General features: G+C 55.4%; 27 protein-coding genes. 8 read left to right on the top strand and 19 right to left on the bottom strand.

The genetic code is table 11. From position 1 onward, the window contains the following. Window positions 1–85: 85 nt before the first annotated feature. The 3 genes from ACOWVD_RS23905 to ACOWVD_RS23895 are packed head-to-tail and all read right to left on the bottom strand — an operon-like array spanning window position 86 to window position 2268. The gene (locus ACOWVD_RS23905; protein ID WP_060457251.1) at window positions 86–1222 is read right to left on the bottom strand and encodes an HlyD family secretion protein; all 1137 of its coding nucleotides are present in this window, start codon (window positions 1220–1222) and stop codon (window positions 86–88) included. Between the two features lie 9 nt (window positions 1223–1231). Further along, complete coding sequence (locus ACOWVD_RS23900; protein ID WP_015378821.1) at window positions 1232–1576, bottom strand: DUF3302 domain-containing protein; 345 nt, start codon at window positions 1574–1576, stop codon at window positions 1232–1234. Window positions 1577–1614: 38 nt separating this feature from the next. Then, window positions 1615–2268: a DUF3313 domain-containing protein gene (locus ACOWVD_RS23895; RefSeq protein ID WP_015378822.1), complete on the bottom strand. Its 654-nt coding sequence runs from the start codon at window positions 2266–2268 to the stop codon at window positions 1615–1617. 135 nt (window positions 2269–2403) lie between these two features. On the opposite strand from ACOWVD_RS23895, the gene ACOWVD_RS23890 reads away from it, so the two are divergent. Next, on the top strand, window positions 2404–3339 hold the full coding sequence (locus tag ACOWVD_RS23890) for a LysR family transcriptional regulator (RefSeq protein WP_015378823.1): 936 nt from the start codon (window positions 2404–2406) through the stop codon (window positions 3337–3339). Window positions 3340–3395: 56 nt separating this feature from the next. Here the strand turns inward: ACOWVD_RS23890 and ACOWVD_RS23885 are convergent, their stop codons facing one another. From ACOWVD_RS23885 to ACOWVD_RS23825, 13 genes are all read right to left on the bottom strand, one after another. Then, window positions 3396–5057, bottom strand: coding sequence for a DUF2534 family protein (locus tag ACOWVD_RS23885; RefSeq protein ID WP_322192622.1), 1662 nt, complete (start codon window positions 5055–5057; stop codon window positions 3396–3398). Between the two features lie 71 nt (window positions 5058–5128). Beyond that, complete coding sequence (locus ACOWVD_RS23880; RefSeq protein WP_230858004.1) at window positions 5129–5545, bottom strand: DUF2946 domain-containing protein; 417 nt, start codon at window positions 5543–5545, stop codon at window positions 5129–5131. A gap of 326 nt (window positions 5546–5871) precedes the next feature. After that, on the bottom strand, window positions 5872–6453 hold the full coding sequence (locus tag ACOWVD_RS23875) for a LuxR family transcriptional regulator (RefSeq protein WP_306377627.1): 582 nt from the start codon (window positions 6451–6453) through the stop codon (window positions 5872–5874). Between the two features lie 165 nt (window positions 6454–6618). Then, window positions 6619–7467, bottom strand: coding sequence for a hypothetical protein (locus ACOWVD_RS23870; protein ID WP_350983554.1), 849 nt, complete (start codon window positions 7465–7467; stop codon window positions 6619–6621). A gap of 108 nt (window positions 7468–7575) precedes the next feature. Next, entirely contained in the window at window positions 7576–8109 is a 534-nt protein-coding gene (locus ACOWVD_RS23865) for a fimbrial protein (protein ID WP_015378828.1), read from the bottom strand. A gap of 12 nt (window positions 8110–8121) precedes the next feature. Further along, window positions 8122–8613, bottom strand: a complete 492-nt coding sequence (locus tag ACOWVD_RS23860) for a fimbrial protein (protein WP_421105802.1) — start codon at window positions 8611–8613, stop codon at window positions 8122–8124. Window positions 8614–8624: 11 nt separating this feature from the next. Further along, complete coding sequence (locus tag ACOWVD_RS23855; protein WP_049242350.1) at window positions 8625–9128, bottom strand: fimbrial protein; 504 nt, start codon at window positions 9126–9128, stop codon at window positions 8625–8627. A gap of 13 nt (window positions 9129–9141) precedes the next feature. After that, a complete protein-coding gene (locus ACOWVD_RS23850; protein ID WP_197799223.1) occupies window positions 9142–9792 on the bottom strand; it encodes a fimbrial protein in 651 nt (216 codons plus the stop codon). A gap of 35 nt (window positions 9793–9827) precedes the next feature. Further along, window positions 9828–10601, bottom strand: a complete 774-nt coding sequence (locus ACOWVD_RS23845) for a fimbria/pilus periplasmic chaperone (protein ID WP_053091220.1) — start codon at window positions 10599–10601, stop codon at window positions 9828–9830. A 52-nt stretch (window positions 10602–10653) separates the two neighbouring features. After that, the gene (locus ACOWVD_RS23840) at window positions 10654–11565 is read right to left on the bottom strand and encodes a hypothetical protein (RefSeq protein WP_152903434.1); all 912 of its coding nucleotides are present in this window, start codon (window positions 11563–11565) and stop codon (window positions 10654–10656) included. After that, entirely contained in the window at window positions 11562–14084 is a 2523-nt protein-coding gene (locus tag ACOWVD_RS23835) for an outer membrane usher protein (RefSeq protein WP_421105801.1), read from the bottom strand. The genes ACOWVD_RS23840 and ACOWVD_RS23835 overlap by 4 nt, the downstream gene beginning before the upstream one ends. A 64-nt stretch (window positions 14085–14148) precedes the next feature. Further along, complete coding sequence (locus ACOWVD_RS23830) at window positions 14149–14688, bottom strand: fimbrial protein (RefSeq protein WP_015378836.1); 540 nt, start codon at window positions 14686–14688, stop codon at window positions 14149–14151. A gap of 100 nt (window positions 14689–14788) precedes the next feature. After that, complete coding sequence (locus tag ACOWVD_RS23825; RefSeq protein WP_015378837.1) at window positions 14789–15340, bottom strand: fimbrial protein; 552 nt, start codon at window positions 15338–15340, stop codon at window positions 14789–14791. Between the two features lie 413 nt (window positions 15341–15753). Here ACOWVD_RS23825 and ACOWVD_RS23820 point away from each other — a divergent pair, with 413 nt between their 5' ends. Further along, window positions 15754–16473 carry a winged helix-turn-helix domain-containing protein gene (locus tag ACOWVD_RS23820; protein WP_049242263.1) on the top strand — a complete coding sequence of 240 codons (720 nt, stop codon included), beginning with the start codon at window positions 15754–15756 and terminating at the stop codon, window positions 16471–16473. A 42-nt stretch (window positions 16474–16515) separates the two neighbouring features. On the opposite strand, the gene ACOWVD_RS23815 is transcribed toward ACOWVD_RS23820, so the two are convergent. The 3 genes from ACOWVD_RS23815 to ACOWVD_RS23805 form a co-directional block, all read right to left on the bottom strand. After that, window positions 16516–17004 carry a hypothetical protein gene (locus ACOWVD_RS23815; RefSeq protein WP_332070152.1) on the bottom strand — a complete coding sequence of 163 codons (489 nt, stop codon included), beginning with the start codon at window positions 17002–17004 and terminating at the stop codon, window positions 16516–16518. Beyond that, window positions 16988–17752 carry a winged helix-turn-helix domain-containing protein gene (locus tag ACOWVD_RS23810; RefSeq protein ID WP_421105800.1) on the bottom strand — a complete coding sequence of 255 codons (765 nt, stop codon included), beginning with the start codon at window positions 17750–17752 and terminating at the stop codon, window positions 16988–16990. The genes ACOWVD_RS23815 and ACOWVD_RS23810 overlap by 17 nt, the downstream gene beginning before the upstream one ends. A gap of 150 nt (window positions 17753–17902) precedes the next feature. Then, window positions 17903–18919: a S1C family serine protease gene (locus tag ACOWVD_RS23805; protein WP_015378841.1), complete on the bottom strand. Its 1017-nt coding sequence runs from the start codon at window positions 18917–18919 to the stop codon at window positions 17903–17905. A gap of 328 nt (window positions 18920–19247) precedes the next feature. Here ACOWVD_RS23805 and ACOWVD_RS23800 point away from each other — a divergent pair, with 328 nt between their 5' ends. Genes ACOWVD_RS23800 through ACOWVD_RS23775 form a run of 6 tightly spaced genes read left to right on the top strand, consistent with a single transcriptional unit; the run spans window position 19248 to window position 25180 of the window. Further along, the gene (locus ACOWVD_RS23800) at window positions 19248–20660 is read left to right on the top strand and encodes a PTS transporter subunit EIIC (RefSeq protein WP_197843075.1); all 1413 of its coding nucleotides are present in this window, start codon (window positions 19248–19250) and stop codon (window positions 20658–20660) included. 29 nt (window positions 20661–20689) lie between these two features. After that, window positions 20690–22435 carry a sulfatase gene (locus tag ACOWVD_RS23795; protein WP_421105799.1) on the top strand — a complete coding sequence of 582 codons (1746 nt, stop codon included), beginning with the start codon at window positions 20690–20692 and terminating at the stop codon, window positions 22433–22435. A 54-nt stretch (window positions 22436–22489) separates the two neighbouring features. Beyond that, complete coding sequence (locus tag ACOWVD_RS23790; RefSeq protein WP_342135019.1) at window positions 22490–23206, top strand: GntR family transcriptional regulator; 717 nt, start codon at window positions 22490–22492, stop codon at window positions 23204–23206. Continuing rightward, window positions 23203–23535: a YidH family protein gene (locus ACOWVD_RS23785; RefSeq protein ID WP_015378845.1), complete on the top strand. Its 333-nt coding sequence runs from the start codon at window positions 23203–23205 to the stop codon at window positions 23533–23535. The genes ACOWVD_RS23790 and ACOWVD_RS23785 overlap by 4 nt, the downstream gene beginning before the upstream one ends. Then, complete coding sequence (locus ACOWVD_RS23780; protein ID WP_306377640.1) at window positions 23532–23882, top strand: DUF202 domain-containing protein; 351 nt, start codon at window positions 23532–23534, stop codon at window positions 23880–23882. The genes ACOWVD_RS23785 and ACOWVD_RS23780 overlap by 4 nt, the downstream gene beginning before the upstream one ends. Beyond that, window positions 23879–25180 (top strand): anaerobic sulfatase maturase, encoded by a 1302-nt coding sequence (locus tag ACOWVD_RS23775; protein ID WP_306377641.1) that lies wholly within the window; start codon window positions 23879–23881, stop codon window positions 25178–25180. The genes ACOWVD_RS23780 and ACOWVD_RS23775 overlap by 4 nt, the downstream gene beginning before the upstream one ends. The last annotated feature ends 12 nt before the right edge of the window (window positions 25181–25192 follow it).

Genomic DNA, 25192 nt, shown 5'->3' with positions numbered 1-25192 from the left:
CCACAACTTCGGTTGCGGGCTTTTTTGTTTTTGTCGTATTCCGAAGGCTCGCCCCTTGGCCCGGGCTGTTCCGGGCCAATGCGGGCTAGTGATCCAGATAGAGGTAATGCAGCCAGCTGGTCATGCGCAGCAGCACTTTGCGCATCACGGAGACGTGCTCGAAGTGCCCGGTATAGACCGCCGCCTGGGCGCTCACGCCGTCGGGCAGATGATCCAGATCCGGGTTGGCTGCCAGATCGATCATTACGTACACCCCTTCCCGGCCCGGCGTGGCGCTCAGGCCCTGCAGTGCGCCACTGGCCTGGTAGCTGCCGTCCGGTATCGCCGGTAGCACCCGGCTCACGGTGCCGCCATAAACCTGTCCCGGCAAGCCGTTGAACACCACTTCAGCCTGATCCCCCTGCGCCAAGCGCAGGATGGCGTTCTGGCGGAATACCGCCACCACCTGGCGCTTTTGCTGCGGGATAAAGATCATCACCGGTTTGAACGGCAAGCGAACCGCCGCCGTGCCCGGCCGCGCCAGCACCTGCGTGACATAACCGTCGCTCGGCGCACGCACCACCGTTTGTTCCAGGTTGTAACGCGCTTCAGCTATTTGCGATTTCAGGCTGGCTATCGTGGCGTCTTCGCCGTCATAGCGCCCGGACAACCGAGCCTGTTCCTGTTGGAACTGGGCTTTCGCCGCCTGCAGTGCGGCGGATTGCGCCTGGTACTGTTGCTGCGCATGGCTGACGTCCTGCTCCGAAAACGGATTGACTGGCATGGCCGCCCCTTTCGCGTAGCGCTGGTAATCCTTACGGGCACGCTCGTATTCCGCGTTCGCCCGCTGCACGTTGGCGGCGGACTCGCTAAGCGCCGCCCGGCGCGTTCTGATCTCCGCCTCCGCCCCGGCCAGATCCGCCTCCAGCCTGGTGAGCCGCGCGCGGTAACGGCTGTCGTCGAGACGGAACAGCACCTCGCCCTTGCGCAGCAGCACGTTGGTTTTCTCCGTCACTTCAACGATCATGCCCGAGACCTGCGGCACCATCGGCACCGACACGGCAATTTTCTGCGCCCGATCGCTGTACGGATGGTTGTAGTTCATCGTCAGAATCAACGCACCGACGATAACGATCCCGCCGAGTACGGCGGTCGGCACGGTCCATTTGTTGACCGGAATGCGGAACAGTTTAAATACGCCGTAGCTCAGCGCCACGTAGCTGAGAATAATGAGCAAATCCATAGGCTACGCTCAACTTACCGTGGGGCCGGGAACCGCCGTCGGCTTTTCCTGCAGGCGTTGTAATTCGGTTTCGAGCAGTGCGATGCGCGCCTGCAGATCCGTTGAGGATTCCGTTCTTTCACTCATGCCCCAGCCGCGTTCCGGCCGATAGAGCGTCGCCCAGATCCACAGCAGTGGCCAAATGGCGTGTAGCGTAAACAGGCTGACCCAACCGGCAACGTGAATCGCATCCTGATGCGGGTGCCGGCGCTTTTTCGCCAGCAAATAAGGAATGTCATGAATAATAATGACGCCGTAGAATAATATCAGGAATACCGCAATCAGTACGCCTAAAGCAAAATAGTTAAGAAACATGTAAAGTCCTGGTTGAGAATAATGGAAATAAATAATCTCTATAGCGTGTTATATTGTCTGATGTCGTTGGCGATGGTATCGATGGCGTTCTTCACGTCGGTGACTTTCAGCTGTGCTTTCTCATTATTAAGATTTTCTCCCGAAGCCTTACGTACCACTTTAATCACTGGCTGATTGGTCGCGGCATCGATAAACTCGCCTTCCATATAGACCGCGCTCTCCATAGTACGGTGCCCGGTTACGCTTTGCGTCGCGGCGATCAGCAGCGTGATTGGCAAGACTTCATAGACCTGCAGCCCTTTCTTCTGCGTGTCGATCGCTGTGATGGCGCCGCGGAAAATCAGGGTATGCTCGCGCGGCATGTCCACCAGCGTAAAGTGGGTGCCCATCGCCTGCTTAAACTGCTGGTTGGTGTAATTCAGGATATTGTCGAGCGCGCGTTGACTCACCATTTCGCTCGGTTTCGGCCGCGGGAAATAGATCATCGGTTGATAAACCAAATATTGATAACGGGAAAAATCGACGCTCTGATCTTTCCAATATAAAACGTCTTTGCCGGACGCGGATTGACCTTTATTGATATCGTCATAATTGGTCAGAAAGGTCGAGTATTTTTCTTTTTCGGTCACGGCGGACGAGCACGCGGCCAGTAATAACAGCGCAGGTAAAATAACCGCTCTTGTCACTTTCATTGACGGATTTCTCTTTATTTTTGTGGATAGCAAATAATCAAATCGAATGATACCCACCCACCCGTGATAAGTCATATGACAATGCCGCCAAAGGTGTATATCATTTTTGATATACAAACTCATGCGAGCCGGCCAGTGAAAGAGAAAGACTTCCGCATTGAAGAACTCAGGATTGTCCGCGTCATTGCCGAAACGGCGAGCGTCAGCAAAGCGGCACAGCTGTTGGATATGCCGCAGTCTAACGTGTCGCGCGCCCTCACCGCGCTGGAGCGACGGCTCGGGCTGGAACTGTTCCTGCGCAGCCCGCGTGCGCTGGCGCTGACCGAGTTCGGCGAACAATTCTTGCGCCGCGCCGCACTGCTGCTGGACGAGCATAGCGATCTGCTCGATATGTCCGGCACCTATAAGCGCAGCCTGAGCGGCATGGTCACGCTCGGCGCGCCGATCGGTATCCACGCGTTCCTGGCCAGCTATTTGCTGCCGCCGGTGCTGCATGCCGCACCGGAACTGACGGTCGATCTGGTGACCCGCAATCCCGATGAACGCGAAAAAAAGTATGGTGCGGTGTTCGACAGCGACTGCGATTTGCTGATCAGCTTCTTCCAGCCGCAAAACGAAAGCCTGATCGCCAGGCCCTTTACCCGTTTTCGCGTCGGGCTGTTCGCCGCGCCGGATTACATCGCCCGCTCGCCGCTGAATGAGCTGGATGAACTGTCGCAGCATCGCTGCATTACCTTGCGCATGCTGGGCGGCATTCGCAATACCTGGAGCGGCTACAGTGCGCAGGGGGAGTTGGTGCAGGTCGAGATCAACGGCGCCAGCGTCTGTGATAACATTCTGCCGGCGATCGAGCTGGCCAAACAGGGCCTGGGCATCGTCTACGCCCCATATTATTCCGTCGCCGCCGAGCTCGATGCCGGCACTCTTCTGCCCTGCCTGGCGCGCGAGCGCGGCATCGATATGCAGGCCTACCTGATCTACCGCCGGCGCGGCGTGTTGCCGCACCGCGTGCAGGTGACGATGGACAGCATCATGGAAAGCGTCAAACTGCACGCACACCGGCTGATATAGCCAAAAAAAAACCCCGCCACAGCGGGGTTTAACGCATCACATCAGCGCAAAATACCTCACCGCCCCTCTTTTTCCCCCAGGAAGAAATACCACAGCGGAATGGAAAGCAGCAGGGTGAACACCAGCGTATACAGCAGCACCATCAGGCTCTGCATGATCACCATCTGGGCGCTCCAGGCGCCGATCGGCAGCTGAAACTGCTCGACGGTGCCGCCGAGGATCGCCCGGCCCATCACGCAACCAACCACCACCGCGACCGTCGCCACCGCCGCGCGGAACTTGCGCACCTCGGCGCGGCGGGCGGCCGCTTCTGGCGTTTCATCCCGCAAGCCTTGCCGCTGGCCGCGCCAGCGCCATACGTCCACCAGCAACAACGCCGCGAGGCTCACGCCCATCACCGGCAGACAATAACCCAGCGCCGCTGCCACCAGCAGCGTAACGGCGCGCGCCGGCAGGGAAAGCGCCAGCCAGGCGGCAATCAGCGTATGCACCGGATGCTGCGCCCCCGCCGCCGGGCGGCGGATCCACCACATGCGGTAACCCAGCGCAATCATCAGGCACAGCCCGAGGCCGAACGCCGCCAGCAGCAGCTGATTCGGCAAGCCGAACAGAATGCCCATGTGGGCGTCGATGCCCCAACGGGTCAGCTTGGCGATGAGCGGGAAGGTGTCGAACCGCACCTGGTCGACGACGGCGAAGCTCTGCGGCGCGATGGCGACCGCGTCCACCTGCGTTGGCCAACTGCGATCCACTTCGGTCACCGTCCAGGCTTTGCCCTCGCCTTTCGGCTGGCGCAGCTCTATCTTGGCGGCATCGATCCCGGCGGCGCGCGCGGCATGCAGCGCCCGATCCCAATCACCGTTCAGCGCATTGGCCTGTGCGGCAGGGTTCATCTTCATGCCAGGCATCATCCCGCGGTGCTCGGCGTGCGGATCGGCCGGCGTCTGCGGCGCATCGGCCTGCAGGCTGGCGTTGACCTGCGGCGTTAGCCAGCCCAGGTTGGCCCGCAGCGCGTCGATGTTGCCGCCGGCCCACTGCGACCAGGTCAGCCCGGTGGCCGAGAAGAACAGCAGCCCGGCCAGCAGCGCTACGCCCAGCGTGATATGCCACTGCCGATTGGCGGCGAAACGCCCTTTTGCCCTTTTCAGCTTGCGCTTCGGCCGCGTCGCCAGCCACAGCGCCACGCCGCCCAGCGCGGCCACCCACAGCCAGGAAGCCGCCAGCTCGCTGTAGTTGCGGCCCAGATCGCCAAGCAGCAGGCTGCTGTGCAGCTTGTCCAGCCAGGTGCGCAGCGGCAGTACGCCGGAGGTGCCGTACACCGTCATGTCGCCCTTGATCGCCAACGTGTAAGGATCGACAAACAGCGCGCGCGACTCGGAAGCGCCCAGATCGGCACTCACGAACTGCACGCGAGTGGTGTCCGTTGCGCTGGGCGCCGGGCGCACGGCGTAAATGCGCGCCTCGGCACCCGCCTCACGGCGGGCAGCCGCGATCTGATCAGCCAGCGATCTCGCCTGCCCGTGCGGTTCGGTGAAAAGCGCATCGCGATACTGCGCCTCTTCAAGCTGCGGGGTCAGCACATACAGCGTGCCGGTCAGTGCGGCGACAAAAATAAAAGGGGCAACCAGCAGGCCGATATAGAAATGCAGCCGTCTGATCAGGTTCAGCATCGCGCCACGCGGCGATGCGGCAGGTGGAGTTTTGGTTATTGAAGACATGGCCTTTCTCGTTTTTCAAACTGTGCGCGCAGGCAAACCGTCCGCAGCGATACGAACGGCGTTACCCATGATCAAGCATTAGGGAAAAACGGCTGGCCGGGCGGCCCGCGCGGGCTCGGCCGCAGAGTAAGGCGCCGAAGGGGCGGGGGGACGATGCGCGGCGCGCAAGGCAGGCGCGCGATGCGCGTCATCAGCCACAGCAGCGGGACGAATGCCCACAGCAGCAGCGGCACGTGGATCAGCAGCTCGCAATAGCCGCAGAAGATCATCTCTGCCGGATCCATGCCATGGTGGCCGGCATGTTCGGCGGCGGGCATCACCATTCCGTGCATCTCATGCTGCATGGTAGCTGCCGGCTGCGCCATGCCGCTCATCATCTGATGGTGCATCAGCGATTTCGACACCACCGGCGCAACAAACAGCAACAGCACCGCCATAATGGCGATGCAGGCGGCAAAGCGTTGCTGTAGCTGGCGTGGCACTCTCATCGCAGCGGTGAATTAACCCGGTCGGTTGCGAACAAGCGGCCAGTGTAACCTCAATGAACGGTGAGGTGAATGAAAAGCGAAACGTGTGGGATCAGGGAGATCTCCCGCTAACGATTTGATATCCGCTATAGGCTCTCGACACGACGAGGGATTGCCGGCCGACGCTTCTTTCTTGCTGCCCTCCCAATCATGCCCTGGGTGTTTATATTGAGCCTCTTTTTATTAACTGTTTTATAGTGCATATAGAATGAAAACAAACTCAGCAACAACAGCAATAACGCCAAAAACAATAAAATCATCAATGCACCTTGTATTCAAAAATCCATTTACAGCTCATTGCCACGCAAAATCAGCCAGTTATAGAGTTCAATTTTTCGGTTAAAACCGAATTTTTTCATCACGGCCCCACGGTGGGAACTGACGGTTTTAATGCTGATATTCAGCCGCATTGAAATTTCTGCCGGCGTGAGACCTTCGGCCAACAGACGCATGATTTGTTGCTGACGGTGGGTCAAATCATCTTCAGGCGAGTTAACCCGGCGCTGATAACCAAAATTCTCTCGCTCACGCCATAAGGTATCCAGGTAGAAACGCAGCTGCTGTAAACTTTCTTTTTTTAACAATGCCTGCTGGAGGCGTGCCAGTCGCCATGTCGCAAGGCTGTTTTTCCCCCCACCCAGTGAAAAAAGAATGGTATTTTTGGTCGATGACCGTAAAGCCTTACCAATAAAGTAGGCCATGTAGTTACTCGACTCATAAAATATAACATCAGCGATCTCTAGCCTGTCCTTATTGACAAAAATCACGTTATTATTTTTTTCATCAAAGTATTCCTTTAAGAAAAACATCAATCCCTGGATGAAAAAACAGTCCCCATCCAACAAACCGATATAGATCTGCGACCTCATATATACCACCTTACATCCAGCTTCAGAATAATTCATCCTCAATTCACATGAACATCACTCGCCTTTCCCAGGTATTCGGGCAGATGGGGGCGCGTTATTCCTGACGGAATAAACATCTTATATTAAAGAACGATACCCGATGAAATAACAACCAATTAAACGAACTCAAAGTATCTCCAGAGTTAATACTGCCGAAGCACTATAGTTACCACCGGGTATGTCACCATTCTTTTGAAGCTCGGAAGAAATCGTAACGTTCTTACCATCACTCCCGACATCATTTATCGTCACCCCTGAACCTGCAGGGGAGTTGTTTATTTTTAATTTTGAATATAGGTTTTTGGCACTACTCAAAACCAAGCGCCCTGATGCATCCAACCCGGAAACGGCTAATTTCATGCTATTCTTCCGGGTGCAGGAGACGCTGAAGTTGCTCTCTTTATAATTGCCATCAACATTCTCCTGACTTAACGCGGGATGCTGTATAATAATGTTTTGATTATTTATCTGACAACTAACAGGTTCAATCGGCGGCTCTACTGAGCCGCTGCTCCCCCCTCCCTGAGCACTAGAACAGGTGCCCCCAAAAGATGCAAAATAGGGTGTCAAACCGGTAACACCATCACTATAATTTCCCCAGGTTCGTATCCAGACACATACTGGCTCACCGCCTGATAACCAATAGTCTCTTGATTCACATGCTGTCATTAGCTTACTGTCGATCTGCGATGCCATAAAATCAAGCGTAGTTCCCTTATTAACATCCACAGTAGCCGAGCAATAGGTTGACTGATAGCCGCTTACTTCTATCATCCAATAAGCTGTGCACGTAGTAAGCCCTGCTCCTTCAGATGGATAGCACTTAAAATTTTTCTGCGCAGAATACTTATCTTTAACAGTCCCTGTCGGTGATATAGATAACACAGATGCCCCATTTGCTTTTTTCACCCACTTCTCATTTAAAGTTACCGCACCAGAAGCATAGAAAGCCGTAAGAGAAAAGATGAAGACCATGCATCTTATCATTATTATCACCCTCAGTTATAATCCACTCATAACACCAGAAAGTTCACTAAACTAAATAATAAACACATCCAAACTCATAGCCGCTTATTTAAGCCCCTACTCATATTCCAGCCTAAACGTCGCCACCGCACCAAACGCCCCGCGCCCAATCGTTTTTCTCTCGATCGCCTGCGGTTCGCCGCGCACATAGGCCTGCAACGCGACGCTATTGCCGCCGGCCCGCAAACTGTATTTATCGCTGGTTTTATTCATCGGCAGCGCTTTCCCTTCCGGCGTCTCCAGCCCGATAGCAATCCCCTTCGCCTGGCTGTCGGCGTTAATCGCCAGCAGGCCGGGCAGCGCCAGACTTTCCGTTCCCAGCAACGTTATCGCCACCGTTTTCCCCAGGCTGACATCGCATTCCGTCAGGTGAATTTCAAACGTCTGCCCCAGCGTGCGGGTATTGAGGTACAGGTATTTGTCGATGATGGTGCCGAAATCCAGTGCGATTTCCTCATCGCCCGGCGCGATCACGCACGGCTCCGCCACCAGCGCGCCATGCAGGCGCAGGTTATTCGCCGCCGCCAAGGCCGCGCCAGCGTTCAACACTAAAACCGTGGCCAGCAAGTATGTGCCAATAATCTTTTTCATCGCTAACCCTTCCTACTGATAATCGGCCTGCAACGTCGCCCAGGCCTCGAATGCCCCCTCGCTCAGCGTGACTCCTTGTTTTTGTACCGGCACCGCCTCCAGCTGCGGTGGGTTATCCAAGGTGATGTTCAACGTGCTGCCCGGCGTGAAAGGCTCATCGTCCCGGTATATGCGGATGCCCAAATCGCTTTTGTTGGTCGCCAACGCCTGTTTATCGAAGCCGCTGACGCCGCCCTTCAGACTTAGGGTTAGCGCCCAATTGCCGTTGGTCGCTCTGTCGCAGGCAATTTGGTAGTTCAGCACCTGGCGGTAGTTAACCCCGTCCACCTTGTTAATGCCGACGCGCTGACCGAAGTCCACATCAACCTGGTTGCCGTCATTAATGCGGCACGGCGGCGGCGTAAGCAGTGTGCCGCGGAAAGTCATATTCTCCGCCGCTAGCGCGGTATTCAGCGGCCCTATAAGGCCGCCTGTCAACAACAGGGCTCGCATCGTTTTATTCATTTTCCGTTCCCTTACTGGTAAGCCACCTTCAGCGTGGCGCCCGCGGTAAACTCACCGCCGCTGAGCGTAGTACCGCTCTGTTTAATCGGCACCGCCCATAGTTCCGGTGCATTCGGGTAGGTGAAATTCAGCCAGCTATTGAGCGCCAGCTTACTGCTGCCTTGCTGTAATTGGATGCCCAGCGCTGTTTTATTGGTTTTCAATGCCGTCGAGTCAAAGGCCGCACCGGTGCCCTGCACCTGTAACTTCATGGCATTTTTACTTTGGCCGCTGCAGGACAGGGTGTAACCCACCGCCGTCCGATAATTTTTGCCGTCTACCCGAGTGGTCATGACTTCGCCAAAATTCACCTCGATCGGCCGGTCGCCGTTAATCACGCAGGGCGGCGGCGCCACCACCGTAACTCTTACGGTCACCGTGGTCGCCGCCTCTAGCATCAGCGGCACGGTAATCAACAATGCGCTCAGGCAGCCGATTCGCTGTCGGTTCCTTACTCTCGTTATCGTTTCATCCATGTTCAGCTCCGCCTCAGTCATAGCTCAGATAAAAGTCCATCACCGCCTGGTAGCTGCCCGCCAGCAAACCGGCCGCCGTGCGTTCCGGCGTGATGGTGTAGCTCAGGCTGTTCCGCCCCGGCGTTAACAGCAGCGGCGCACCTCTTTCGCCCAGCCGCACATCGCGCCCGTGGGCATCCTTTAGCCGCAGCCCCAGGCCGGATACGCCGCGCGCCTGCACCAGCTGCGGGTTATTCGCATCACGCGGCGCCCGGAAGCTCACCGTCACCGCCGGCTGGCCATTGGCCCAGACCAACCCGCCGGTGCGCAGGTCACGGCTGCCCGCCGGGCTGCGCAGGCAGTCCGCCAGCCGCAGCTCAAACTGCACCGGCGTGCCGCGATCGCCTGTCTGCTTCAATCGCCCGGTGCCGACTTCACCCAACGCGATGTCCTGGCGCACGCTGTCCATCTCCAGCCGACAGGCGCTCTCGGTCAGTGCGCCCTGCACATACAGCACGCCGTTGGCACCCTCTACCTGCCAGTTGTCCGCCGCCTGCGCCGGTGGCAACAGCCACAGCAGCGCGGTCAGGCTCAATGGCGCCATCAAGGCCAACGCCGCCAGCACGGCGTAATATCGCAGCTCGCTTATCCAGTAAGCGCGTTCCGCCATCAGCTCCTTTGCCATTTATCCTCCTGTCTACTTTTATCTGGATGCAGCGGTTAATCGCCTTTCTTCTCCGGCACCACCTTGCAGATATTGCCGCTGCAGCTGAAGCTCAGCTGCGGGCGACCGCCGTAGTCGTTGACGTAGGTCAGCACCGGGCTGTTGCCCACCACCGCCGCGCTCGCCGTCAGCTGCAGGCTGCCCTTCGGCGGCACCATCATCGGTTCGAACGCTTTCACCGGCGCGCTCTTGCTGCTGCCCGCATCCACCAGGGTGACGTAGTACGGCGTCGGGTTGTTCACCACGTATTTGTCGCCCTGGCGAGTCAGCGTCAGCTGTTCCTGCGGCGGCGGCGCATTGGTGTCGATACCCAGCCCCGCCGGGCGGTAGAACAGCTTGATGCGCGTCTGCAGCGCGATCTGCAGGGTATTCGGTTTGCTGCTTTTCGGCGGGATCTCGCGCAGGTTGAAGTAGTAGACCGTTTCGCGATCCTGCGGCAGCTGTTTGGCCGCCGGCAGCGCCTGGATCTTCACCTGGCTGGGCTTACCCGGCTCGATGCGCTGCACCGGCGGCAGCACGGTCAACGGGCTCTGGATCTTGTTACCCTGCTCGTCTTCAATCCAGCCCTGCGCCAGATACGGCAACTGCTTGTTCTGGTTGCTGACGCTCAGGCTCACCGAGTTCAGCGAACCGTCAAACACCACGCGGGTGCGATCCAGGGCAATTGCCGCCTGGGCAGGCAGCGACGCAGATACGATCAGCACGGCCCCCACTGCCGCCACAATGTGTTTTTCGGCAAACGCCGCAAATAAACGTTTCGTATTTTTCATAACAACCTCAACTCAATAAATATAAAAACTCATCCAATCAATAAAAGTTCATTTAGATAACATTAAAAATAATCACCGCACTGCCGGTAAAGTCACCCGAGGTTTCTTTTTTCAGTTCCGACTCATCGAGAGAGGCAAACAGTTCGACGCTGCCCTTATAACCGACCTTGACGGTCACATCCCGTTTATTGCCGGCGCCCGGTGCATCAACGGACAGTTTCACTTTGAGCTGCTGTTTATTTTGCGGATTGCTCAATACGATGGTATCGCCGCCGCTGCGATTGGCATCGGTAAATATTAAGCGCGCCGTCGCCTGCCCAGCATAATTGCCATCGCAGATCAACGAGGCGGTGATGCTTGCTGTTTTGGACTCCTGATTGACTACGCCAAAATCAATCTCACCGTTACTTAAACCATCGACCCGGCAAAATACGTTAACGGGGGGAAGGGGGTCCAATGGTAAATTGCCATCGTCGGTAGAAGCCAATATATGGTCAAATCCATTATTCAAGCTTAACCATAAACGAGGTTTACAGGAACCATACTCAGCATTAACAACCCCACTGAGATTTGGCAACCGTTTCTTAACCATGGCATTAAACTCATCGAACGGAATTTCGCGATTTGCCCTTGAAATCTCGACCCCTTTATAATACCCCATTGGAAATGGATTTATAATGCAACGCTTGCCATCGCTATTTGTATAAATAGAGATTCGACATGGCCAGGTATCTGAGCAGTATACTCCGTACTCCGATATGTTATTCGCACCATTACCAATAGATTCTGCTTTCGTTACCTCCACCTTTAAGAAACTATAATTCACTGCAGGCTTGCCATTAAGCCAATACCAATCTGAATAGCTGGCTTCAACAATAGCTGCAGAGCAGGCATGGCTGATAAAAAATAACAAAGCGAAAATAACAGGCCGCAATTTCTTATTCCCCATTTGTTTTTTTTTCATCGCAGCCCCGTTTTATCACAGGGCAGCAACAAGGTATTCATCAACATCTCCGCCGGCAGTGGGCTCGGCATGCGCACTTCACACTGCGCCTCCCCGTTCCAGCGCACCGTCATCGCCTCGCCCGGCTGGATGCCGCTGAGATAGACGCTGCCGCCGTCGTTGACAATGCCGGTCTCCTGTTTACGCCCGTTCAACACCGTGGCGCCGAACGGCGGTTCGCTGCCGTCCGCCAGCTTGATCACCGCCATCGCCTTGGCACCCGCTATCACGTCAAACTGCCGGTAGCCGATGGCCCCCTCGGTCAGCGTCGCCTGCACCACCGATGTGGTCGCCTCGGCGTTGTCGCCCAGCTGGTTCAGATCGATGCTCGCCTTGTTGCGGTAGTAGCTGCTTACGTCGCCGATCACCGCCTTGCCCCAGGCGTTGGTGCGGCTGGTGCGCCCATAGCCGCGCACCGGCACTCCCGCCACCCCCTGGGTGTCGATCAACATCCGCGTGCCGCCCGCCATGCCGCTGCGGTGCAGCGCACCGCCCTCCGCCGTCAGCGTCATCCCGCCCTGGGCGCTGAACCCCACCGCGCTGTAACGCCCTTCCTGGTAGCTGGCGTTGGCGCTCAGCCGCGCGATGTCCCCTTCGCGGTTGTAATAGCCGCTGGCGTTGGCGCCGCTGCGCGACGTGCCGGCGCTCAGCTGGTAGTTGCTGCGCTCGTCAAGCCGGTCGTAGTAACTCACCCGGTTCGTGGTATCGTTGCGGTTCACCGTGGTGTTGTAGCTCAGCGTCGAGCGCTCACCCCACGGCATCGACAGCGACAAGTAGGCCCCGTCGTCCTTCATTCCGTTGTACTGGTTGCGGTAGGCCGACAGCGACAGGCTCAGATTGCGGAACCGGCCGATATCGAAATAGCGCGACAGCGTCAGGTTGTAGCGATCGTTGGCCGGCCTGTCCCAGTAGGTCTCATGGCTGTAGTTGAGGTAGCTGCTCAGCCCCCAGTCGCGGAAGTGCTTGTTGAAGGTGATGGTGTACATCTCCTTGCCGCTGCCGTTGCGGTTGCCGTAATAGCGCGCGTCCAGGTACTCACTCATGCTCATGAAATCCTGCTCCGAGAAGCGGTAGCCGGCGAAGGTCACCTGGCTGTCGTACTCATCAAAGCTCTTCGAATAGCTAAGCCGGTACGAGCCGCCGCTCAGCGCGCCGTCTTCCTGCGGCAACCGCGCCCGCGACTGGGTAGCGTCGAACGACAATGCGCCCAGCGCCATCAGGTCGCGGCCCAGCCCCAGCGACAGCGCGTTATAGTCGCCGCCGAACAGGCCGCCGCCGTACAGCGACCAGCCGTTGCTCACCCCCCAGGAGAACTCACCGGTACCGAACAGCGGCCCGCGCGCGTGGTGCTCCCAGTCCGACGGCTTGCCCGCCGCCAGCTTGAAGCGCACCGAACCCGGCCGCGTCAGGTACGGGATGCTGGCGGTGTTCATCACGAACTCCTGCACCGTGCCGTCCTGCTCCTCCACCCGCACGTTCAGCTCGCCGCTCACCGCGTCGTTGATGTCCTGAATGCGAAACGGCCCGGCCGCCACCGTGGTTTCGTAAATCACCCGCCCCTGCTGGCTGATGATGATTTTGGCGTTGGTCTTCGCCACGCCCACCACCTCCGGCGCATAGCCGCGCAGGTTGGGCGGCAGCATGTTGTCGTCCGACACCAGGCTGGCGCCGGCAAAGCGGAAGCTGTCGAACATGCCGGAGTCCAGGTAGCCCTCGCCCAGCGTCAGCTTCGAACGCAGCGCCGGCAGCGCGCGGTAGGCGTAGTAGCGGCTCCAGTCCAGCCGCGTGTCGGTCGGCTGCCCACTGCCGGTCTGGTGGCTGAGGCTGCCCTGCCAGTCGGCCCGCAGGCGCCAGGCGCCAAGGTTTGCGCCGGCGGTGCCGTTGCCGCTCAGGTTGTAACTGCGGGTACCGCTGCGCTGCTGGTGCTGGCTCTGGGCGTTGAGGTTATAGTCGAACAGCAGACCAGGAATGCCCTCGTCCCAGCGCGACGGCGGGTCCCAGTTCTCGGCGGTGTACTCGAGAAACGCCTGCGGGATGTTCAGGTACAGCGACGAGGTAGCCAGGTCGCCGCGCATCTCCATGCCCGCCACGCTGCTCTCGTCCAGGCACTCGCCCTGGTGCCACCAGCGCAAATCCTTCATTGTGCTCTCCTTAAGCCCCAGTTGCGCCACCAGCGCCTGGCTGATGCAGGCGCGGCTGCCGTTCGGGTCGTCCTGCGGCGGGTAGAACGGGATTTGCTGCTCCGGCAAATCGTTCTTGTTGATGTGCACCACCATGCCGTAGGTACCCGGCATGATGTAACCGCCACGTGAAAACTGGCTCAGATCGATGTTCTTGCGGTCATGCACGTCCAGCACGTCGGTGTTGAACTGGATCTCGTCGGCGGCATACACCTGTGCCGGGAGGGCGCCGAGCGCCAGGGCAATGCATAATCCCAGCGCATTGATACGCACCATTTTTCCTGCTGGTGATTTCCTCATGTCCCCGTTCCCTTATAATTATTTCTTGTCCCTGCGCTCTTGCAATTAGTCCCCATCGCCGGCCTCAGAAATAATCCAGTTTGAAACGGACGGCCGTGAAATAATCGCCGGCCTTCGGCGCATGATTATTGGCGACTAATTTCAGGGCGTAATTCAGCCGCATATCGCCGGGAATAATGTCACCGCGCGGCAGAGGGTGGCCCGGCGTGGCGATATTGCCGGCGGCATCGGTGATTTGCAGCGCAATGCCCGACGCCTCGCCGCGCACGCCAAATAACCCCTCCTCGGCATCGCCGTCAAAGGTCACCTGAAACTGTTTCCAGTCTGGCAATTTATTATTGGCGCGTTCCAGCGTGCAATTAACCAGCTCGATGGCGAAAGTTTTTATTTGGCTTTGCCCGTCGCGAATAATATCCGCTATCGGCACGATATCCATATCCACGGTCTGATAGCGGCTCTCGACGGCAATGGCGCAGGCGGTGTCGATAATAGCGCCTTGCATATTTACCCTGCCCCAGCCTTGAATAGCGCTGCCTGCCTGTGCGAAAGCAGTGAAGATAAATAGGCAAGCCGCCAGCGGAAATAGCCTGATTTTAATCCACATAACGTTATTTCCTGATAAAGCGTTTCTGAAAAATGCATGCGGGAACCCCGCATGCATTAGCATGCTTAATTCACTTCAATATTGAAGAAATTAACGTGGCTTAGTTATACGCCAGGGTAAAGTCGGCCACTGACTGGAACTCACCTTCAGTCAGTACTGCACCAGAAGCCACATCACCCTGCAGGTAGGCCGCAAAATTCAGGGAGTTAGAGCCATTTTGCAGCTCCTGCGCCTTGGTTGCCTTGCCCAGTTTGATCACCTGGCCGGAGCCGTCGGTAATGGCTACGCTGGCACCCTGCGCGGTACCGGTAATACCCAGCAGGCCGTTATTGGCTTTGGATTCCATGCCGGTAAAGGTCAGTGTAACCTTGTTTTTCAGAGGGTTACCAGTGACTGCATCATTTTCAAAGGTGCAATTTTCCAGATCGATAGCGAAGTTGCGCGGCGTAGATTTACCGCCGTTCAGCAGCGCCACTTTGGAGATCTGGCCCAGCTCAACGGTCTGATCGATAGCTTCCGGGGAAATAGAGCATGGCGCATCAATAATAGAACCGGTGAAAGTCACTTTACCGTGCCCCTGGTCAGCCGCAAACGCAGTAGAAGACAGACCAAAGGCAAGCGCTGCCGCCATCATGATGTTGTTCAGTTTCATAGTTCTTACATTCCTTAGTAAGTAGAAAGAGTTAAATAAGACTCACTTTATCTGCAGAAGATAATGCTTCCCGGCTTACTGCCATTTCCGTATCAGCACAGGAACCCTTCTGTTTCTGGCCTTCAAACCAGTGAGGACAATCTACTACCACAACCCAATTCTTGAAATATAAAACTGCAAATTAAACAAAATTAAGAATATATATAAAATAAATTACTTAAAAATAGATTTTAACTCCAATTTAAGTCACAAATTAACCACCCTGTAAATAAAAAACCCGACAGATTCATATTTAATTAACCAATTACCCATGCAATATAAGAAAATTCTAATTTCAATAGCCATGAGACAGTTGAAAAAAAACGCCAGCAGCCACAGTATTAAGCACGGACAGATTATTTACAGGGAACAACATGAAATACATTATAAATAACGCCATCATTTATGATGCGCATAAAGGGACATTATCACTCAACAAGAACAACGATGATAAAGACGTGGTTTTATTAAAACCTTCACAGCGACTGTTGTCGTTGTTTATTGAGTGCAATAATGAAATTGTAGAGAGGGAGCGTTTGCTGGATGAGGTATGGAATAATCATGGCCTGACGGCATCGAACAATAACCTGAGCAATTATATTTCAGGGTTGCGCAAGACGCTGGCTCAGTTAGGCCAGGATGACATTCTGGTTACTTACCCACGGCAAGGGTTCAAGTTCGTCGCCGAGTCGATAACCCTTTTAGGGGAGGAAAAGGATGAAAATAATGGCGAAACGCCGAAAGCGCATCCGTTAACGGAAAAGAACACCCGACGTATAAAACCGCTCATTCTGCTTCTCCTGCCTTTGGCCGCCGGCCTTGTCGCCATCGGCGTCGCGTTGCATTATTACACTGCCAATAATGATCTGAGCTTTATTGGTAAATATCGCAGCTGCAACGTGTTCGCCATCGACAGTGCGCAGGATATTTCTTCGGCCAGGCGGCTGCTGAGCGAGTTTGATTATGATTGCAACAGCAGCGCCAGCGTATATTTATACAATCAGGTTGCCGATGACGACAGCACAGCGGCCGTGATGACCTACTGCCCCAGACAGGGCCTGTCTGCGTGCAAAACGGTAAAGCTGCAACAGTAGGCATAGACTCTTCTGGCATCAAAATAGAGCCTTGTTAGGGCATCAACGCTTGTTGCAAATAAAATTGGGAGAACGATTGTCGGCAAAGATGTACTGCTGATCATTGATCTTCTCGACCGTAAACAAGATGTCCTTCCCCACCACCGGGAACAGCTTGTCGACTTCTTTATTATTGTGGCTATCGTCATTAGAGCGTCGAACGATGTTTGTCGGGCGCAGCAAGAAGCGCCCTTCATTCGCGGTATAAGTCATGCTAATGGTGCGCGCTATGGTAAAACGCTCATTATTATAGGCCACGCTGCCGTTGATAATAAATGCGCTCTCTCTTGCATTTATATTGACAATACTGACAAACAACACTCTGGATAACGAATGTTTTTCATCATGATAATCGGTGCGGATCACCGCATTGCATTCCGGCATAATCGGAGCAAAAAACTGCAGACAGATACCGAAAAATATAAATCCCCCACCAATAATTATCAGTGATGCAAGCACCCCTTTTATTGTTTTTTTATTTTTTGAAAACATAGACATTCTCACAGGCCGCGTTAATGTTTTTTTCATTTTCTGGGCAATAGGCGAAAAAGGTCGCCATCGAGTGCAAGGCGCTAAGAACCAACGCACCGCCGTTATAATAATAAACCGTTGCTGGTTTATTGCAGTCAAAGCCGCCTTCCGCGATGGTGTTCCTTACATCCTGCACCGAAATATTCGTGCGCACCAGCTTGTGGTGACTGTTAATTATTTCGATTTCACAATTCTCAATACGCTGAGCGGCTATAAACTTCGCCGTCGGAATATAAACCTGGCGCATCCCCACAGCCAACATCACCAGGCCGCCGATAAAAACAGCCATTGCCACGCAGAGCCATAAATACTCCATCCGCCGGGAATTCTCTTTCCCAATAAGTATTTTACTCAATTCAGGCTTTTCTTGGTTTCCTGTCTCATCCGTGCGGGCAACCCCCGCCTGAAGCAAAACCCCCTGCTTTGGCAAGGTGATCAACACTTCACCTTCTCCCAGTTCGGTAAACGCCTTGCGCAACTGAGAAAGCGCATTATTCAGATTATTGCCCGACTCTATTTGGCCATAGCTGCCCCAAACCTGGCTCAGCAAAAATTCACGGCTTAATACTTTGTTATCGTTCCGTACAAACAATAACAACAATCTATTAACCGTCGCCGTTAACGAGACTTTAGATTGTTCATCATCAATAACGCAGAGCTCAGAGATATCATCCCGGTAAATAATTCTGTTGTTTATCACATAAGCCATAGCGCACCTCTTATTGAACGCTAAAATGATATCACAACGCAATTTTTATAGGAATATTCTTAATAAAAATAATTAACCTTTTAATACATGAGGTTATATTTGAAGGTTATAAAAATCATATTATTTTCTCTGTCAGAGAATCTCCTTGGGTTATTCGTTATCACAATCCTCAACCTTCAGCGATGAAACCCTGTTTTTACCTTTTCTTTCCACCGTAACCTCAACATGTTGGCCCGGCGGCGTCTCTGCAAAGATATTCAAAGCTTCCTGGGCATTATCAATCACTTTCCCTGCAACTTTATTAATGATATCGCCTTCCTGTAAGCCGGCGTCGCTCGCAGCCCCCGAGTGTTTTACACCTGTCACCAGCACATTATATCGCCCCCCCAGTTTTCCATGGATAGCGGAGACATTAGCGGCTTCCACGCCGATGCAGCCGCGAATGACTCGCCCATCCGCCACGATTTTTTTCATTACCTTATTCACCAGGCGCACCGGCAAAGCAAAACTGATGCCTTTTACGCTATTCAGATCCTGATCTACCGAGAAAACCGACGTATTCATGCCGATCATTTCTCCAGATGCATTAACCAGTGGCCCGCCGGAGTTACCTTTATTGATCGGCGCATCGGTTTGAATAAACGTCTGTCTGCCAATGACGCCGAAGCCGCTGCGGCCAATAGCGCTAACGATACCGTGTGAAACGGAGCCAACCAGATTGTAAGGATTACCGATGGCCAAAACAAAATCACCGACTTTGATTTTCTTTTCTTCATCGATACGAATGGGCGTGGTCGCCGCAGGATCCAGTTTCATCACGGCTAAATCGGTCAGTTTGTCGTAGCCCACGACGATCGCTTCTCTTACCGTCGCGTCGCTGAGCAACGCCACCATGTTCTTGACGCCATTGACCACATGATAATTCGTCACCACATGCCCACGATTGTCCATAATAACGCCGGTGCCCAACGGGCAACCATAAACAACATCATTACAATCTTTAGAATATATATATACAACGGATGGGAGCGCGCGTTCTATCGCCATACTCAGTGACAATTCATTCACATTTTGCCGGTTCTGGTTAGCGAATTGCTTAAAATAGAGGGTGCTGACGACTGCGCCAATAAACACGCCAATTAACATATGAATAACCTTTTTATTCATCGCACCCTCAAAATGGCAAATGGTTTTTATAAGAACATTCTTCATACCGAAGGTTAAATACACTGACAAGCGAAAATTGACGCAGTCAACGGCCCCTGGCTCAAATCTCTGCTCCCCCTGGTTTGAACACCTTTCCTCCTTCCCTGCGAACCTTTCAAACTCCCCGAAAAAAAAACAACATACTGATTTAATTAAATTTTAAACCCATCACACGCATTATTTTGTTCCGTTCCTGCATAAAAAAACGGCATTGTATGATCGCCCTCACAAACATGATAACATTATATTGTTATAACAAATGGCGACAACAACCAAAAGGAACCTCTGGATGAACTACCCTCTTGTTGGCAGCGCCATTGTTGAGCACAGCGGCGGTTTAAATAACTTACGCCATGTCACTAACTGCATGACACGGGTTCGCATGACCCTGGTCGATCCTGCAAAAGTGAATATTCAGGCGCTTAAAGGCATCGAAGGCGTGCTGGGCGTGGTGGAAGACGATACTTTGCAAGTGATTGTCGGCCCGGGCAAGTCGTCTAAAGTGGCGACGGTAATCAATGAACTGTTGGCCTCGGGCCGGCAAACGGCGCCACTGAGCGACGTAGAACAAAAAGCGGCGCTGGCACGCGAGAAATCCCGCAAACCCACGCGCACCAAAGCCGTGTTGAAGCACATCGCCAACATTTTCGTTCCCATCCTGCCGCCGCTGATCGCCGCCGGGATTTTGATGGGGCTGAACAACGTCTTGGTCAACTCCGCCGCCTCCTATGCGCTGACGCACGCCATTGCGGCCAGCGGCGAGCTTTCTCCGGCCCAGATAGTGTTGGATCAGCGCCATCTGCTGGGCCTGAGCCAATTCCTTGATATCGTTTCCAAAGCGCTGTTCAACTTCCTGGCCATCTATACCGGCGTCACCACGGCGAAAGAGTTCAACGGCAACGCCATCATGGGCGGCCTGCTGGGCGCCATCACCATCGCGCCCCAACTGCCGCTTTTGGGGTTAATCCCCGGCCAGGGCGGGTTGATCGGCGTTATTTTCTGCGTCTGGCTAATGTGCGTGCTGGAAAAACAGGTACGTCGCATCGTGCCCGACATTCTGGACGTGGTCTTGACACCGACGATCGTGCTGACGGTGATGGCCGGCGCCTTGCTGTTCGCCATCATGCCCGTCGCCGGCCTATTGTCCAACGGCATCCTGCACAGTTTGAACGGCCTGCTGGCCACGGGTGGCCTGGCCGCCGGCTTCGTGCTGGCCTCGCTGTTCCCATTCCTGATTTCGCTCGGTCTGCACCATGGCCTGTTCCCGATCCATCTGGAGATGATCAATGCGACCGGACATGCCCCGCTGTTCGCCATCCAGATCATGTCCAATGCAGGCATGGTCGGCGCCGCCACGGCGGTGCTGCTGCTGACCCGCGATCCGGTGATGAAAAAGATCGCCAAAGGCGCCATTCCCACCTCGATCCTCGCCGTAGGGGAACCCACCATCTTCGGTGTGAATATTCCGGCGGGATTCGCCTTTATCACCGGCTCTATCGGCGCCGGCTTCGGCGGCATGATGGTCGTGTTGCTCGGCGTCTCCACCAATGGCGTCGGCGCCGCAGGTTTGTCGGCCCTGCCGCTGATCGCCGACGGCAAATATCTGCAGTATATCTTCGCCTGGCTCACCGGCTGCCTGGCGGCCTTTGTGCTGACTTACATCACGGGCAAGCTGCGCAAATACGATCGGGAAAGCGTCTGACGGGACGACAAACAGTTAAGGGAGCAAAAATGAAAGCCATCATGTTGATGTTCGATTCACTGAACAAACATTTGCTGTCCGCCTATGGCAGCGACCGGGCCATCACGCCCAACTTCCAGCGGCTGAAAGAAAGAACGGTGCGTTTCGACAATTTCTACGTCGGCAGCATGCCCTGCATGCCGGCCAGGCGCGAGATCCATACCGGCCGCTATAATTTCCTGCACCGGTCCTGGTCGCCGCTGGAGCCCTTTGACGACTCCATGCCGGAAATTCTGAAAAAGCACGGTATCCACACCCATCTGGTTACCGATCACAAGCATTACTGGCGCGACGGCGGCGCCACCTACCACTCCCGTTACAACACCTATGAGTTCGTGCGCGGGCAAGAGGGCGACTCCTGGAAGGGCGTGGTCGACAAGCCGATTTATCATTATGAATCCGGCGAGCCGGAAGAGATCAAACAGCGCCGCATCGCCAGCCGCACGCAGCATCAAATTAACGTGCAGTTTATGAAGGACGAGCAGGATCATCCGCTGGCCAGAACCATCCAGAAAGGCCTGGCGTTCATCGACGAGAACCACGCGGCCGATAACTGGTTCCTGCAACTGGAGTGCTTCGATCCCCACGAGCCGTTTTTCGTGCCGGAAAAATACCTACGGATGTACGGCATTGACGACGCCAGCGTTTTTGACGGCTGGCCGCCCTATTACTTCGTCACCGAAAGCGAAGAACGCAAGGACGCCATTCAGAAATACTACCTGGCCTTGCTGACCATGGTGGACGACTATGTCGGCAAGGTCCTGGACTACATGGACAAATACGATTTATGGCGGGATACCCTGCTGATCGTCAACACCGACCATGGTTTCCTGCTGGGGGAGCATGAGTGGTGGGGCAAAAACATCATGCCGCTGTATAATGAAGTGGCGAATATTCCCTTCTTCATCTGGCATCCCGAGCACCCTTATCGCGGCGAATCGCGGCAGGCGCTGGCGCAAACCATCGACATTCCTGCCACGCTGCTGGATTTCTTCAAGCTGGACAAACCGGCGGATATGCAGGGCGCCTCTCTGGTGCCGGCGATTTGCGACGATACGCCGATACGCGACTATGCGCTGTTCGGCTACCACGGCTGCCATATCAATATTACCGACGGCCGCTATGTCTATATGCGTTCACCGCAGGTACACGGCGCCGAGAACCTGTTCGAATACACCCTGATGCCCACCAGCATCAACCGCCGGCTGTCCCCTGAAGAACTCCGGCACATGACGCTGCATCCGGGATTCCGTTTCACCAAGGGCTGCCAGGTGTTGCGCATCCCCGCCTCTTCGGTGATGACCCGGGGTGCCGATCGCTTCGGGCACCGGCTGTATGACCTGGCGGAAAATCCGAAGCAGGATCGTCAGTGCCGGGACGCCGCCGTCGCCGAACGCCTGCTGTCCGCCATCCGTTGCATACTGGAACAAAGCGACGCACCGCAGGAACTCTGGCCTCGCTATCAATTGTCGGCGCCCGCCTCTCCGCTGCTGGGCGCCGATCCGGACTGGGTGCCGGCCTTCAAAGATTATGCGCCGCAACTGCGCTACGGTATGTTGGCCCTGACGCAACATCAGGAAGGCACTCATCAAACGGCAATAATTGATAAACTGAATGCTTCCGCCAAATCCTCATGGACCACCGCCGATCTGTGGGCCTTCGTGCAGCAAGAAGTCCCACCTGAACAGCACGCCAGCGTGTTTTATAAACTGGCGCTGGAAATGCGGCTTGATTGAGAGGTCGCCCCGCCCTTTCGGCGGGGCGACTGCAGAACAGAAGGAAAATTAACGATGGGACAAGAACTGGACTACTCTCGCGGCGCCAAGCCGCTGTATGCCCAGCTGTATGACATCCTGCTGGAGAAGCTGAAAAACGGCGAATATCGGAAGAACGACGTACTGCCGACAGAAGCCGAGTTTGAAGAAATGTTCGGCGTCAGTCGCATCACCGCGCGGCGGGCGCTGGCCGAACTGGTTGCCAAAGGGTTGGTCAAACGTCAGGCCGGCATCGGCACCATGGTCATCAGCACGTCGGAAAAGCAGAGCGTCAAGACCCGAATCAGCTTGATCGACGGCCAGCAAACGGAGGCGATAGCACGCAACAATCTGTCCCTGGCCCCTGTGCAACCGCCGGAGCCTATCGCGCAGTTGTTCGACGCCGACAACGCGCTACTGCTGACGCGCACCATTTACCGCCAAAACGAGGAACCGGCGCAGGTCAACTATATCTATCTGACCCCGCGTTTAAACACGCTGACGTTGTCGGATCTGGAAAAAGGGTTGTACTGCGCATTGGAACAGCACAACGAAAACATCGATGCCTTCGAGGACATCATCACGGCCGAACTTCCGACGCCGGAAGACTGCGCAATCCTCGGCGTTTCCCCCTCGGTGCCGCTGCTGGTCAAAACCCGCAAGGGATACAACGAACGAGGTCAATTGGTGGAATACACCATCGCCAAGCATATCGCGCGTTACTATCAATACATCGTCGAGAACAGCAAATGAGCTGGTGGACGCAGGGAAAATCACCGGATTACCGGTTTACATTAGCCAATGAACGCACCTTTCTGGCCTGGATCCGCACCGCGTTGACCTTTATGGCCGCCGCTGTCGGCCTGGATCAGTTGACGGACTCAACATCGCTGAAGGTGTTGATCATCGTGCTGGCGCTTACGGCGGCGGCGCTGGCCTGCTACGCCTACCATCGCTGGGCGGGCAACGAGAAAGCGATGCGGCATGAACAAGCCTTAGGCTATCCACGCCTGCTGATTTGGCTCAGCACGGGTCTGGCGGCAGGGATATTGCTGACGCTGGCCACATTGGTTCGGCCATGAACGCCGCTTGTCCGCAGCGCGATCCTGGCCTGCAGCCGGAAAGAACGGCGCTGGCGTGGCAGAGAACCGCATTCTCTCTATTGCTGCTGGCGCTTATCACCGCGCGTACCGGCCTTTACCGCGAAGAGTATGTGCTCGCCGCACTGGGCTGCACTTCTTTTTTCGTGGCGATGCTGTTGGTATTTGGCTCTTTTGTTCGGCAAAAATCGCTGATGGGCGCGATGGCGCTCCCGCTTGTCTGGTCGGCGTGGTTTAAAAGATTGCTCAGCCTCGCCCTCTTGTTCAATGCGCTGGGTCTCGCGCTGCACAGTGCGCTCATGCTGTTATCGGAAGGAAGTATTCAATGACGGCTACCCACGGTTGTCTTGTGATGGCGAAGCCCACCGGATCGGTTTGCAACATCGACTGCACCTACTGTTTTTATCTTGAAAAAGAGGCGCTTTATCCCGAACGCCAGCAGAACTGGCGCATGTCAGATGAAACGCTGGCGCTGTATATTCAACAGCATATCCAAGCTCAGGATGGCGAGCAGGTGATGTTCTCCTGGCAGGGCGGCGAGCCCACCATGATGGGGCTGCCTTTTTTCCGTCGCATCGTCGAACTGTGCCAAAAATATGCCGGCGGCAAGCGCATTCAACACGCGCTGCAAACCAATGGGCTATTGCTGAACGATGAGTGGGCGCGCTTTTTCGCCGAACACCGCTTCCTGATTGGCATTTCGATCGACGGCCCGCAAGCGCTGCACGATCGTTACCGTACCTCGCGCTCGGGCAAAGGCACCCACGCCCAGGTACTGGCCGCCCTCACTCTGCTGCAAGAACACGGCGTCGAATTCAACACGCTTACCGTCGTCGGTAAGCATAACGTCGGCCAGGCGCGCGAGGTTTACGAATTTCTTTTGGCCGCAGGCTCTCGCCATATTCAATTCATTCCATTGGTTGAACGCCTGAGTACGGCGGAGAGCGCCGCGCTGAAGCTGGTCATGCCGGGCGAAAGCGCCGCCACGCTGGCGCCCTGGACTGTGCCAGCCTGGCAATACGGCGAGTTTCTCAATCAGATTTTCGATATCTGGGTGCGGCGGGATGTCGGGCGCGTCTCTGTACAGATGTTTGACGTGGCGCTATCCGCCTGGTGCGAACAGCCGCCGGTGCTGTGCGTATTCGCCGAAACCTGTGGGCACGCCTTCGCTCTGGAAGCCAACGGCGATCTGTATAACTGCGATCACTTCGTCTATCCGGAGCATCGGCTGGGGAATATTCATCAGCAAGATATCCGCACCTTGAATAACAGCGAGCAGGCGCATGTGTTCGGCCGCGCGAAAAAGACGTCGCTAACGCCGGATTGCCGCCAATGCGAATTCAGGTTCGTCTGCCACGGCGGATGCCCCAAACACCGCTTCGCCGTGTCGCCGTCCGGCCATCCGGGGCATAACTATCTCTGCCCGGGGTACAAGCATTTCTTCCGGCATATCTCTCGCGAAATGAACGTGATGAAGGACTTGCTCGCCAACGGCTACCCGGAACAGGCCATCATGTACGCGTTGGCTCAGGAACAGCGGGCCGGCGCCGGCAGCGCCAAACCCAATGCTCCCTGCCCATGCGGCAGCGGTAAAAAGCATAAGAAGTGCTGCGGTGCGAAAAAATAAGCCCAAAAGCCC

The organism is Serratia sp. SA088 (assembly GCF_049065515.1).
GTDB lineage: Bacteria > Pseudomonadota > Gammaproteobacteria > Enterobacterales > Enterobacteriaceae > Serratia > Serratia nematodiphila.
Note: the sequence above shows the minus strand (reverse complement) of the source record. Positions and strands in the feature narration are given on the sequence as shown.